The sequence below is a fragment of the Haloarcula sp. MBLA0138 genome (assembly GCF_055632455.1).
In genome coordinates this window covers 2,241,449-2,254,464 of sequence record NZ_CM145746.1, presented here as the reverse complement: position 1 = coordinate 2,254,464, position 13,016 = coordinate 2,241,449, and the positions used below count along the sequence as shown (strand labels likewise).

General features: G+C 68.3%; 11 protein-coding genes. 9 read left to right on the top strand and 2 right to left on the bottom strand.

Annotated features, from left to right (window positions below; genetic code table 11):
• Genes rpoB through ACV7JO_RS11960 form a run of 4 tightly spaced genes read left to right on the top strand, consistent with a single transcriptional unit; the run spans nucleotide 1 to nucleotide 6,354 of the window.
• Nucleotides 1–1,827, top strand: coding sequence for a DNA-directed RNA polymerase subunit B (gene rpoB / locus ACV7JO_RS11975; protein ID WP_470353645.1), 1,827 nt, complete (start codon nucleotides 1–3; stop codon nucleotides 1,825–1,827).
• A complete protein-coding gene (locus ACV7JO_RS11970; RefSeq protein WP_470353644.1) occupies nucleotides 1,828–4,737 on the top strand; it encodes a DNA-directed RNA polymerase subunit A' in 2,910 nt (969 codons plus the stop codon).
• A 1-nt stretch (nucleotide 4,738) separates the two neighbouring features.
• A complete protein-coding gene (gene rpoA2, locus ACV7JO_RS11965) occupies nucleotides 4,739–5,926 on the top strand; it encodes a DNA-directed RNA polymerase subunit A'' (protein ID WP_470353643.1) in 1,188 nt (395 codons plus the stop codon).
• Between the two features lie 2 nt (nucleotides 5,927–5,928).
• Nucleotides 5,929–6,354 carry a NusA-like transcription termination signal-binding factor gene (locus tag ACV7JO_RS11960; RefSeq protein WP_470353642.1) on the top strand — a complete coding sequence of 142 codons (426 nt, stop codon included), beginning with the start codon at nucleotides 5,929–5,931 and terminating at the stop codon, nucleotides 6,352–6,354.
• Between the two features lie 112 nt (nucleotides 6,355–6,466).
• On the opposite strand, the gene ACV7JO_RS11955 is transcribed toward ACV7JO_RS11960, so the two are convergent.
• Nucleotides 6,467–8,872: a methyl-accepting chemotaxis protein gene (locus tag ACV7JO_RS11955; RefSeq protein ID WP_470353641.1), complete on the bottom strand. Its 2,406-nt coding sequence runs from the start codon at nucleotides 8,870–8,872 to the stop codon at nucleotides 6,467–6,469.
• Between the two features lie 171 nt (nucleotides 8,873–9,043).
• Between ACV7JO_RS11955 and ACV7JO_RS11950 the strand changes: the two genes are divergently transcribed.
• The 5 genes from ACV7JO_RS11950 to ACV7JO_RS11930 all read left to right on the top strand — a co-directional run bounded on the left by ACV7JO_RS11950 (nucleotide 9,044) and on the right by ACV7JO_RS11930 (nucleotide 12,196).
• Entirely contained in the window at nucleotides 9,044–9,472 is a 429-nt protein-coding gene (locus ACV7JO_RS11950) for a 30S ribosomal protein S12 (protein WP_276270652.1), read from the top strand.
• A gap of 2 nt (nucleotides 9,473–9,474) precedes the next feature.
• Nucleotides 9,475–10,089, top strand: a complete 615-nt coding sequence (locus tag ACV7JO_RS11945) for a 30S ribosomal protein S7 (protein WP_470353640.1) — start codon at nucleotides 9,475–9,477, stop codon at nucleotides 10,087–10,089.
• Between the two features lie 114 nt (nucleotides 10,090–10,203).
• Nucleotides 10,204–10,800 (top strand): biotin transporter BioY, encoded by a 597-nt coding sequence (locus ACV7JO_RS11940; RefSeq protein ID WP_470353639.1) that lies wholly within the window; start codon nucleotides 10,204–10,206, stop codon nucleotides 10,798–10,800.
• The gene (locus ACV7JO_RS11935) at nucleotides 10,797–11,498 is read left to right on the top strand and encodes an energy-coupling factor ABC transporter ATP-binding protein (RefSeq protein WP_470353638.1); all 702 of its coding nucleotides are present in this window, start codon (nucleotides 10,797–10,799) and stop codon (nucleotides 11,496–11,498) included. The genes ACV7JO_RS11940 and ACV7JO_RS11935 overlap by 4 nt, the downstream gene beginning before the upstream one ends.
• Nucleotides 11,492–12,196 carry an energy-coupling factor transporter transmembrane component T family protein gene (locus tag ACV7JO_RS11930; protein ID WP_470353637.1) on the top strand — a complete coding sequence of 235 codons (705 nt, stop codon included), beginning with the start codon at nucleotides 11,492–11,494 and terminating at the stop codon, nucleotides 12,194–12,196. Before ACV7JO_RS11935 ends, ACV7JO_RS11930 begins: the two co-directional genes overlap by 7 nt.
• Here the strand turns inward: ACV7JO_RS11930 and ACV7JO_RS11925 are convergent.
• Nucleotides 12,193–12,981 carry a DUF5781 family protein gene (locus tag ACV7JO_RS11925; protein WP_470353636.1) on the bottom strand — a complete coding sequence of 263 codons (789 nt, stop codon included), beginning with the start codon at nucleotides 12,979–12,981 and terminating at the stop codon, nucleotides 12,193–12,195. The two genes, ACV7JO_RS11930 and ACV7JO_RS11925, sit on opposite strands and share 4 nt — an antisense overlap.
• Between the last annotated feature and the right edge of the window lie 35 nt (nucleotides 12,982–13,016).

Here is a 13,016-nt window from a genome sequence, read left to right as displayed (position 1 = left end):
ATGAGTCAGGGACGAGAAGCCAAGGTATACGTCAACGGTAGTCTGGTCGGGACACACCCCGACCCCGAACAGCTCGCCGAACAGGTCCGACAAGCCCGCCGACGGGGGGACGTCTCCGAGATGGTCAACGTCTCGGTCAAGGACCGCACGGACGAGGTCATCATCAACGCCGACGCCGGCCGGGCACGCCGCCCGCTGCTGGTCGTCGAGGACGGCGACCCGCTCATCACCGACGACGAGGTCGAGCAGGTCAAGTCCGGCGAACTCCAGTTCGAGGAACTGGTCGAGCGCGGCGTCGTCGAGTTCATCGACGCGGAGGAGGAAGAGGACATCCTCGTCGGCGTCGACGAGACCGAACTCACCGAGAACCACACGCACCTCGAAGTCGACCCGCAGCTGATGTTCGGTATCGGGGCCGGGATGATTCCCTACCCCGAGCACAACGCCAGCCCGCGGATTACGATGGGGTCGGGGATGATAAAGCAGTCGCTGGGGCTCCCGAGCGCGAACTACCGCATCCGCCCGGACACCCGCCAGCACCTGCTGCACTACCCCCAGCTCTCGATGGTCAAGACCCAGACCACCGAGCAGATCGGCTACGACGACCGCCCGGCCGCACAGAACTTCGTCGTCGCCGTCATGTCCTACGAGGGGTTCAACATCGAGGACGCGCTCGTGATGAACCAAGGGTCGGTCGACCGCGGCCTCTCGCGCTCGCACTTCTTCCGCACCTACGAGGGCGAGGAACGACGCTACCCCGGCGGTCAGGAGGACCGCTTCGAGATGCCCGACGACGAAGTTCGGGGCGCTCGCGGCGAGGAGGCGTACACCCACCTCGACGACGACGGGCTGGTCAACCCCGAGACGAAGGTCGGCGAGAACGCCGTCCTGCTGGGCAAGACCTCGCCGCCGCGGTTCCTCGAAGAGCCCGACGACATGGGCGGGCTCTCCCCGCAGAAACGCCGCGAGACCAGCGTCACGATGCGCTCGGGTGAATCGGGCGTCGTCGACACCGTGACCCTGATGGAGGGCGAGGACGGCTCGAAGCTCTCGAAGGTCTCGGTGCGCGACGAACGCATCCCCGAACTGGGCGACAAGTTCGCCAGCCGCCACGGCCAGAAGGGCGTCGTCGGCCACATCGCGCCCCAAGAGGACATGCCCTTCACCGAGGAGGGCGTCGTCCCGGACCTCATCATCAACCCCCACGCGCTCCCCTCCCGGATGACCGTCGGACACATTCTGGAGATGATCGGCGGCAAGGTCGGGGCCTTGGAGGGCCGGCGCGTCGACGGCACCGCCTTCACCGGCGAGGACGAGGAGCGGCTCCGGGGCTCGCTCGAGGACCACGGCTTCGACTCCAGTGGCAAGGAGACGATGTACTCCGGCGTCACCGGCGAGAAGATCGAGGCCGAGATATTCGTCGGCGACATCTTCTACCAGAAGCTCTACCACATGGTCTCGAACAAGCTGCACGCCCGCTCGCGCGGGCCGGTGCAGGTGCTGACCCGCCAGCCCACCGAGGGGCGCGCCCGCGAGGGTGGCCTCCGCGTCGGCGAGATGGAGCGGGACGTGCTCATTGGGCACGGCGCGGCGATGGCGCTCAAAGAGCGCCTGCTCGACGAGTCCGACCGCGAGTGGATTAACGTCTGCGGGCAGTGTGGCATGACCGCCGTCGAGAACGTCGAGCAACGGCGCGTCTACTGCCCGAACTGCGAAGAGGAGACGGACATCCACGAGGTGGAGATGTCCTACGCGTTCAAGCTCCTCTTGGACGAGATGAAGGCGCTGGGCATCGCTCCGCGAATCGAACTGGAGGACGCAGTATAGATGAGCTCCCAACAGACACCCAAGGACATCGGGCAGATCAGCTTCGGGCTGATGGACCCCGAGGAGTACCGAGAGATGTCGGCTACGAAGGTCATCACGGCCGACACCTACGACGACGACGGTTTCCCCATCGACATGGGGCTGATGGACCCGCGGCTGGGCGTCATCGACCCCGGACTGGAGTGTAAGACCTGCGGGAAACACTCCGGGTCGTGTAACGGCCACTTCGGCCACATCGAACTGGCCGCGCCGGTCATCCACGTCGGCTTCGCCAAGCTCATCCGTCGCCTGCTTCGGGGGACCTGTCGGGACTGCTCCCGGCTCTGTCTCGACGAGCGCGAGCGCGAGGAGTTCACCGACCGCCTCGGTCGCACGCGGGACCTCGGAGGCGACCTCAACGACGTGACGAAGGCCGCCATCCGGCAGGCCCGCAAGAAGGACCGCTGTCCGTTCTGCGGCGAGAAGCAGTACGACATCAAACACGAGAAGCCCACGACCTACTACGAGGTGCAGGACGTGCTGGCCGCGGACTACCCCGAGCGCATCGCCGCGGCGATGGAGGAGGCCGACGAGGCCGTCTCGCCGACCGACCTCGCCGAGGAGACGGGCATCGACGCGGGCCGCGTGCAGGAGATTCTCAGCGGCGAGTTCCGGCCCCGACAGGAGGACCGCCGGGCCATCGAGAAGGCGTTGAACGCGGACCTCACCGAGGAGGACATGAACAAGCTCATGCCCTCGGACATCCGGGACTGGTTCGAGGACATCCCCGACGAGGACATCGAGGTGCTGGGGATGAACCCCGACCGCTCCCGGCCCGAGTGGATGATTCTGACGGTGCTGCCGGTGCCGCCGGTGACCGCTCGCCCCTCGATTACGCTGGACAACGGCCAGCGCTCCGAGGACGACCTGACCCACAAGCTGGTCGACATCATCCGCATCAATCAGCGGTTCATGGAGAACCGCGAGGCCGGCGCGCCCCAGCTCATCATCGAGGACCTCTGGGAACTGCTCCAGTACCACGTCACCACGTTCATGGACAACGAGATTTCGGGCACGCCGCCGGCCCGACACCGCTCGGGCCGGCCGCTGAAGACCCTCTCCCAGCGTTTGAAGGGTAAGGAGGGCCGCTTCCGGGGCTCGCTCTCCGGGAAGCGCGTGAACTTCTCGGCCCGGACCGTCATCTCGCCGGACCCGACGCTGTCGCTGAACGAGGTCGGCGTCCCCGAACGGGTCGCGACGGAGATGACCCAGACGATGAACGTCAACGAGCGCAACCTCGACGAAGCCCGCCGCTACGTCGCCAACGGGCCGGAGGGGCACCCCGGCGCGAACTACGTCCGCCGACCGGACGGCCGCCGGCTGAAGGTGACCGAGAAGAACTGCGAGGAGCTGGCCGAGAAGGTCCAGCCCGGGTGGGAGGTCTCCCGGCACCTCGTCGACGGCGACATCGTCATCTTCAACCGCCAGCCGTCGCTGCACCGGATGTCCATCATGGCCCACGAGGTCGTTGTGATGCCGTACAAGACGTTCCGGCTGAACACGACGGTCTGCCCGCCGTACAACGCCGACTTCGACGGCGACGAGATGAACATGCACGCCCTCCAGAACGAGGAGGCCCGGGCCGAGGCCCGCGTCCTCATGCGCGTGCAGGAACAGATGCTCTCGCCGCGCTTCGGCGAGAACATCATCGGGGCCATTCAGGACCACATCAGCGGAACGTACCTGCTGACCCACACCAATCCGAAGTTCAACGAGACGCAGGCGCTGGACCTGCTGCGGGCGACCCGCATCGACGAGCTACCCGAACCCGACGGCGTCGACGACGCCGGCGACGAGTACTGGACCGGGCGCTCGCTGTTCTCGGAGCTACTGCCCGACGACCTCGACCTCGAGTTCACGTCCTCGGCCGGCGACACCGTCACCGTCGAGGACGGCCAGATGGCGAGTGGTACCATCGACGAGGACGCCGTCGGCGCGTTCGGCGGCGAGGTCGTCGACACCATCGCCAAGGAGTACTCCAAGACCCGCGCGCGAATCCTCGTCAACGAGGTCTCCGCGCTGGCGATGCGCTCTATCATGCACTTCGGGTTCTCCATCGGTATCGACGACGAGTCCATCCCCGGAGCGGCCGAGGAGCAGATAAACGAGGCCATCGACAACGCCTACGACCGCGTCGAGGAACTCATCGAGACCTACGAGCGGGGCGACCTCGAATCGCTGCCGGGCCGGACCGTCGACGAGACGCTGGAGATGAAGATAATGCAGACGCTGGGCAAGGCGCGTGACAGCGCCGGCGACATCGCCGAGGACCACTTCGGCGACGACAACCCCGCGGTCATCATGGCAGAGTCCGGGGCCCGCGGGTCGATGCTGAATCTGACCCAGATGGCCGGCTGCGTCGGCCAGCAGGCGGTCCGGGGCGAGCGCATCAACCGCGGCTACGAGAACCGCACGCTCAGCCACTTCGAGGAGGGCGACCTCTCGGCGGACGCCCACGGCTTCGTCGAGGCCTCCTACCGCTCGGGGCTGGACCCCAAGGAGTTCTTCTTCCACGCGATGGGCGGCCGCGAGGGGCTGGTCGACACGGCCGTCCGGACCTCCAAGTCCGGCTACCTCCAGCGCCGGCTCATCAACGCGCTGTCGGAACTGGAGACGCAGTACGACGGCACCGTCCGGGACACCTCCGACACCATCGTCCAGTTCGAGTTCGGCGAGGACGGCACCTCGCCGGTGAACGTCTCCTCCAGCGACGACGAGGACGCCGTCGACGTGGAGGCCATCGCCGACCGCGTGCTCGACGAGGAGTTCGACGACACCTCCGAGCGGGACCGCTTCCTCGGACAGCGCGACAACCGCACCAACCTCTCGGAACACGCCGACGACTGGTGGATGGCGGAGGGGGACGACTGAGATGACAGCCTACGACGTATCCGACGACATCGAGGCCGTCGTCGAGGACACGGAGCTTCCCCGACGACTGAAAGACGAGGTGTACAGCACGCTCGAGGACCGCGAGGCCACCGTCGAGGAGGCCGACGAGGTCGCACAGGCCGTCGAGACCCGCTACAAGAACACGCGGGTCGACCCGCTCGACCCCGTCGGCACCGTCTCGGCCCAGTCCATCGGGGAGCCCGGGACGCAGATGACGATGAACACGTTCCACTACGCGGGGGTCGCCGAAATCGACGTGACGCAGGGCCTCCCGCGGCTCATCGAACTGGTCGACGCCCGGAAGACGCCGGACACGCCGATGATGACGGTCCACCTCGAAGACGAGTACGCCGAGGACCGCGAGCGCGCCCACGAGGTCGTCTGGAAGATAGAGGCGACGAAGATACTCGCGCTGGGCGACATCTCGACGAACGTCGCGGACATGCTCGTCCAGATCGACCTGAACGAGGAGACGCTACTGGAGCGCTGGCCCACGGTCGCCGACCCCGTCGAAGTCGCCGAGGAGATAGCCGAGACCATCGAGTCGAACCTCGGCGTGGGGGCGCGCCAGACCGGCACGGTCATCGAGTTCGGCCCCGAAGAGCCCTCGTACCGCGACCTGCTCCAACTGGTCGAGGAACTGCGCGACATCGTCTTCAAGGGTATCGAGGACATCACCCGCGTCGTCATCCGCAAGGAGGAGACCGACGAGGGCGAGGAGTTCGTCCTCTACACCGAGGGGTCGGCCTTCGGCGACGTGCTCGGTATCGAGGGCGTCGACGCCTCCCGGACGACGTGTAACAACATCCACGAGATACACCGCAACCTCGGCATCGAGGCGGCCCGCGAGACGCTCATCAACGAGACGATGAACACCCTCGAAGAGCAGGGGCTGGACGACGTGAACGTCCGGCACCTGATGCTGGTCGCGGACATCATGACCAACGAGGGGAGCATCGAGTCCATCGGCCGCCACGGCATCTCCGGGTCGAAAGACTCCGTGCTGGCCCGCGCGGCCTTCGAGGTGACGGTCAACCACCTGCTCGACGCCGCCATCCACGGCGAGATAGACGAACTGGACGGCGTCACGGAGAACGTCATCGTCGGCAAGCCCATCAAGCTCGGCACGGGCGACGTGGACCTCCGGATGGGCGCGAGTCAGGACTAGCGATGGCGATCGAAATCTCGGACGAGGCGCGACAACTGGTCGCTCTCTTCGAGGACGAGGCAGACGTCACTGTCCGGGATTGCGTCATCGACGACGACCACGACCAAGTGGTCTATCTCGTCAAGCGCGGCGAGATGGCCGACGCCATCGGTCCCGGCGGGCAGACAGTCGCCGCCGTCGAGGAGCGACTCGACCGGCCAGTCAAGCTCGTCGAGGACGCCGACACGGCCGCCGACTTCGTGGCGAACGCGCTCGCGCCCGCCGCGGTGTACAACGTCACGGTCTCGGAGAACGGCGACACCGTCGCCTACGTCGAGGTCGCACAGGCCGACCGCGGCGCGGCCATCGGCACCGACGGCCGCAACATCGACGCCGCCCGCCGGCTGGCGAAGCGGCACTTCGACATCGACGGCATCGAACTGACCTGACGCGGCCGGCACTCACTTCTCGGCCACGCTCACCGACGGCGGCCCCGTCGCCGTCGGAGCGTCGACGTTTCGTATCCCGCAGCCGGCGAACGGCCGGCGAACGCTGACAGCCTCAGTCGCCGCTACCGTCGGTGGCCGCCGCGTCGGGGTCGTAGACGTCCGTGTCGCCGTGTTGTTGGTCGGTCGCCACGTCGAACTGTCCGAGCAGTTCACGGAGGTCGGCGGCCTGTCCGGACAGCGACGCGATACTGTCGGTCACCTCGTTGATGGTCGCGGTCTGTTGCTGTGCCGCGGCGGCCACGTCCTCGGCTTGGGCGGCGCTCTCCTCGCTGATGGAGCCGACCTCGTCGACCATGGCGACGGTCTCCTCGGTGGTCGCGGCCTGCTCGTCGGTGGCGTCGTTGATGGACTGCATCCCGTCGTCGACGGCCTCGACGTGGTCGACGATGCGCTCTAGGGAGTCGATGGCGTCGTCGACGGTCTCGATGCCCTCGGAGACGCTGTCGCCCATCTCGCGGATGTCGGTCACCGCGTCGTCGGTCGACTCCTGCACGTCGCCGATGACGGTCGCTATCTCCTCGGTGGCCTCGCCGGTCTCCTCGGCGAGTTGCTTTATCTCGTCGGCGACGACGCCGAAGCCCTCGCCGGCCTCGCCGGCACGGGCGGCCTCGATGGAGGCGTTCAGCGCCAGCATGTTCGTCTGCTCGGCGATGTCGTCGATGAGGTCGACTATCTCGCCGATGTGCGCCATCTCCTCGTCCAACGCCTCGACGCGGTCGATGGTCTCGTCGGCGCGGCGCTCGATGTCGTTCATCACGTCCATCGCCTCCGCGGCGCGCTCGCTGCCGGTCTCGCCGACCTCGGCGGCCTCGCTCGCCGTCTCGGCGACCTCGTCGGCCTGCGCGGCGACCTCCTCGATGGTCGCCGAGAGGTTCGACATCTCGTCGGCGGCCTGCTGGATGTTCTCGTGTTGCCGGTCGGCCCCGTCGGCTATCTCTTGGACGGACTCGCTGACCTCCTCGCTGGCCTCGCGGACCTCGGCGGCGCTCGCGGTTATCTGGTCGGCCGAGCCGTCCACGTCCTCGGCGAACTCGCGGATGTGGACGACCGTCTGGCCCAGCTGGGCGAGCATGTCGTTGAACGCGGCGGCTATCTCCCGCATCGCCGCGTTGTCCGCGTCGGTGTCGAGGCGCTGGGTGAGGTCGCCCTCGGCGGCGGTCCGCATCACGTCGGAGAACTCCTCGGCCTGCCGTTCGAGCGAGTCGGCGAGGCGCTCGGCCTCCCGCTGAGCCTGCTCGGCGTCGGCCTTGGCGGTCTCTATCTCGTCGATGAACCCTTCGAGGTCGTCGCCCATCGTCTCCAGCGACTCCCCGAGGCGGCCGGGCACGTCCTCGTCGAGCGCGGGGTCGTCGAACTGCTGGGCGGCCAGCGCGTCGGCTTGGTCGGCGACGGTGCGTAGGTACGACTGGATGTCGGTGAAGGCCCGCTCGACCTGCCCGATCTCGTCGAGTCGCTCGCTGGCCTCGGCGTCGGCGTCGATGTCGCCGTCCGCGAGCGCCTCGGCGCGGTCGGCCACCGTCGTCAGCGAGTTCCGGATGTCGCGGCCGACGAACGCGCCGAAGGCGACGAAGCCGACCAGCGCCAGCCCGATGAGGACAAAGAGGTCGAACCGGACTTGATTGCGGACAGCGTAGGCGTTGCTCGCCGGGGCCTGTTTGACGACCACCCAGTCCGACGACGACACCGGCGCGTAGCTGTAAACGGAGCCGCCGGCCCGCGTGATACCGGTCGTCCCGTTCGACGCCGACGCGAGGATGCCGTCCTCGGTCTCGCCGGTGAAGCGGTCGAAGATGCGCGAGTCGTTGCCGGCGAACAACACCTCTTGTCGGGAGCTCTGGGTCTCGACGACGTACGTCTCGCCGCCCTCGATGGAGTTACTGAACCGGTCCGAGCGCGCGCTGACGTTGTAGAAGACGACCGTCATGTAGGACTTCCGGGGGATGGAACTGGCGAAGGCCATGTAGTAGTGGCCGTCACTCTCGAAGACGTACGACCGGGCCACGTCGTCGTTGCCCGACAGTACCAGCGTCCCGCGCTGCCACGTGATGCCGAAGTCGTCGAGTGTCCGGTTTCGGTAGCCCGAGACCGTGCTGCGCTCGATGCGGTCGGTCGAGGCCGAGACGTAGTTGATGGCGTGGACCGTCCCGTTGAACCGCCCCTTCTCGTTGTTGAACGTCGCCTCCGCCCGCGTCGCCGTCGCGTCGGCGACGAAGTAGTGATTCGAGAGAAGCCGCGTCGTCCGATACTGCTGTTCCAGCCAGCTTTCGAGCGACTGAGCCTCCTGTGCGGTCGTTATCTCCAGTTCGTTGTTTCGCTGTTCGGTCAGTTCGCTCCCGATAGAGTTCTGGGCTACCAACCCGGCCGCGGTCACGACGATAGCGATGGTCGCCACGGCGAGGGCGAACTTGCGGAGGTAGCTCCGCCGAATCCAGTCAGGAAGTAGTGAGGCTGCGTTCATGTAGGCTCTCTGCTCGGTTGGTGGTGATTTCTGGACCGCTGTTGTAAACGCTACTCTCCCGTTATCAGGTGTGAATACGGGCGGCGGCGTGCCACAGCGCGCCACACGCGGCCGGCCCTGCGGCTCCGAAAGAGGATGCTTAAGTGTCTCGGCAGGATACGGGCGTGTACTATGGCAAACGGCAAATACGCCGCTCGCAAACTCAAGAAGGACCGCCAGCAACACCGGTGGTCCGACTCCGATTACGCGCGCCGGGAGCGCGGGCTCGGGAAGAAGTCCGACCCGCTCGAGGGCGCGCCACAGGGACGTGGCATCGTACTGGAGAAAGTCGGCATCGAGGCCAAACAGCCCAACTCCGCCATCCGGAAGTGCGTCCGCGTACAGCTCATCAAGAACGGCAAGCAGGTCACCGCCTTCTGCCCCGGTGACGGCGCTATCTCCTTCATCGACGAGCACGACGAGGTCACCATCGCCGGCATCGGCGGGGCCAAGGGTCGTGCGATGGGCGACCTCTCCGGCGTCAACTACAAGGTCGAGAAGGTCAACGGCGTCTCGCTCATCGAACTGGTCCGCGGTAACGCCGAGAAACCCGTCCGCTAATCATGAGTACAGAAGACTCCCCCGAACCCGACGCACCGGCCGGCACCGACGACGAGGGCACGCGCGCCGAACTGTTCGGCGAGTGGTCCGTCGACGACATCGAGTTCAGCGACCCCTCGACCGAGCGCTACATCACCGTCACCCCCATCGCCCACACGATGGGCCGGCACACGGACAAGCAGTTCAAGAAAAGCGAGATTAGCATCGTCGAGCGGCTCATCAACCGCCTGATGCAGACCGACGAGAACACCGGCAAGAAGCAACTCGCCACGGCCATCGTCCAGGACGCCTTCGACATCGTCCACGAGCGCACCGAGGAGAACCCGGTGCAGGTGCTCGTCGGGGCCGTCGAGAACAGCGCTCCCCGCGAGGAGACCGTCCGCCTGAAGTACGGCGGCATCTCCGTCCCGAAGGCCGTCGACGTCGCGCCCCAGCGCCGCGTCGATCAGGCCCTGAAGTTCCTCGCCGAGGGCGTCTACGGCGACTCCTTCAAGACGACCACCGACGCCGCGGAGGCGCTCGCCTCCCAGCTCGTCGGTGCCGCCAACGACGACGTGAGCACCTACGCCGTCAACCAGAAAGAAGAGAAAGAGCGCGTCGCGGCCGCGGCTCGCTGAGCGGTTCTCGCTCTCTCTGCGGTCCGTTCTCGCTCTCGAACGTTCTACCCGCGGGTCCGTTCCCCGGCCTCGTAAACCGTGTTCTATTTGTCGGTTGACGACACAGCCACGGGTATGGCTTCGACGCAGTCGGTCGACCTCGTCGGCGACGAGGCGGTCAAACACATCTCGCTGGCCGCGGTGCTGGCGGCGCTCACGGCGGCGTTCGCGTACGTTTCGATACCTATTCCCGGCCTCCCGGCCCCGGTGTCGTTTCAGGTGTTCGGGGTCTACTTCGCCGGCCTCCTGCTCGGTCCGCGCTGGGGCGGGTTCTCCGTCGGCCTGTACCTGCTCGCGGGCGTAGCCGGCGCGCCGGTGTTCTCGAACGGCGCAGCCGGGCTTGGCTACGTGCTCGGCCCGACTGGGGGCTACCTGCTGGGGTTCCTGCTGGCGGCCGTCGTCATCGGCGCAATCGTCCACCGCGGACTGGAGCCGCGGTCGCTCTCCTCGGTCTCGACGGGCGTGCAGGCCGCCGCACTCGTGGCCGGTATCGCCGTCATCTACGCCGTCGGCGTCCCGTGGCTGGCCCTCTCCGCCGGCTACCCGTTCACCGAGGCGGCCACCGTCGGCGCGCTCGTCTTCCTGCCCGGCGACGTCATCAAGATAGTCGCGACGCTCGCGCTGGTTCGGGGCGGCGTCCTCGCCCGCGAGCAGTCCGTCGCGCCCGCATGATTTCGGTCACCGACCTCACGCACCGCTTCGGCGAGGCCACCGCGCTCGACGGCGTCTCGCTGACGGTCCCCGACGGGGAGTTCCTGCTGCTGGTCGGTCCCAACGGGAGCGGGAAGACCACGCTCGTTCGCCACTGCAACGCCCTGTTAGAACCCGACTCGGGGACCGTCGCGGTCGACGGCGTCGACGTGACCGACGACCCCGTGGCGGCCCGGACCAGCGTCGGGATGGTGTTCCAACACCCCCGGGACCAGTTGGTGGCCGCGACCGTCGGGGCCGACGTGGCCTTCGGGCCGGAGAACCTCGGCCTCGACCGGGCCGAAATCGACCGCCGCGTCGCGGACGCGTTGGCGGCCGTCGACATGGCCGGGCGCGCCGACGAGCGGGTCGACGCTCTCTCGGGGGGCGAGCAGGCCCGCGTCGCCATCGCGGGCGCGCTGGCGATGGAGCCGACCCACCTCGTGTTGGACGAACCCTTCGCCGGGCTGGACCTGCGGGCCCGCCGGTCGCTGCTGGAGCGGCTGGACGCCCTCGCGGCCGACGGGACGAGCGTCGTCGTCGTCACCCACGACCTGCGGGACCTCCGCGAGCGGGCCGACCGCGTCGTCGCCCTCTCGGAGGGCCGGGTCGTCGCCGACGGCGACCCCGAGGCGGTCGCCCCGGAACTGGCCGACATCGGCGTCGACGCGGAATGTTGACCTACGCCCCGGGCGGGACGCTCGCCCACCGGCTCGACGCGCGGTCGAAACTCGCCGTGCAGGTCGGTTTCGCCGTCGCCGCGTTCGCCCGCCCCACCCCGCCGCGACTGGCCGCGCTCGCGGGGGTGGCCGCGCTCGCGCTGGCGGCCGGCCGCGTCTCGCCCGTGGCGGTCCTCCGGCACTACCGGGTCGTGCTGGTCATCCTCGCCGCGAGTCCGCTGTCGGCGGCGCTCGTTTTCGGGCCGCCGTGGGTCGCGCCCCAGCGGGCGGTGCCGGCGACCCTCGCCGTCTCCAGGGTGCTGTTGGTGCTGCTCGTCGGGGCGGTCTACGTCCGCACGACGCCGGTCCGGGAGACTCGGGCCGCCGTCCAGCGCCACGTCCCCGGCCGGCTCGGGCAGTCGCTGGGCGTCGGCGTGGCGCTGACGTTTCGGTTCCTGCCCGTCCTCCGGCGGGACCTATCGACGGTCCGGGACGCCGTCCGCGCCCGCGGCGGGGACCGGCGCTCGGTCGTCGACCGGGCGCGACGCATCGCCGTGGTCGGCCTCGGGCGGGCGCTGGCCCGCGCCGACCGGCTCTCGGTCGCCTTGCGGGCCCGCTGTTTCGCGTGGAACCCGACGCCGCCGGCGATGGCGCTCTCGCGGCGGGACTACCCGGTTCTAGCGCTGGCCGTCGCGCTCGTGGCGTCACCGCTGCTCTAGTCGGCGGCCCGCCCGGACTCGCCGACGGCGTAGGCGCGGGTCACGTCGACCAGCGCCTGCCGGAACTCCGACTCGTCGGGGTCGGGGGCCAGCGAGCCGAAGTGGTCTTTGAACTCCGCGAGGCTCACCTCGGGGGCGTCCGCCGCGGCCGCGTGTGCGAGGTCGTACAGTCGGTGGTCGTCGCCGACGAGCCCGTGGCGCTCACACAGCGCCAGCGCGAACGCCGCGTTGACCGCGGTGATGTCGGGGTCGGCCGCCGGCGTCAGGCGGGTCACGGGGTCCGGCGCGTCCCGCGCGCCGCCCGAACGCCCCAACTCGCCGCGGTCAGCGGGCCGGTCGGCGACGGCGGCGGCGAGGCTGGCCTCCAGAAACCGGACCAGCTTGTCGCCGGGGGCCATCCCCATCCAGACGTCGTCGGCGTAGACGTCTTTCATGTGGTTGGCTATTTGGTAACAGTGGGTGAGCTTCCGGCGCTCGACGGAGCGACCGGCCAGCGCGAGGTAGATGGCCTCCCGCGTCGACTGGGTGTGTGAGGGGTGGTCCCGCTCGTCGCGGTGCATGTGAGCGAACTCGTGGAGGGCGAGTTCGCGGGCCATCGCGCTGGTCGCGGCCTGTCTGGAGATGGTCAGGCGGTGACCGTCGTCGCCGTGGCTGACCCGCGTCCGCTCGTCGGGGTCCTCCCGCACCCTGACTGTCACGGGCATCTCGAGGTCGTACTCGGTGGTAAAGAGGTCGCGTGCCCCGAGAAACGGTTCGGCCGGTCCGCCCCGCACGTGGACGTCCATGTCTATCGTTGACAGGGGACGGGAACGTATGTTTC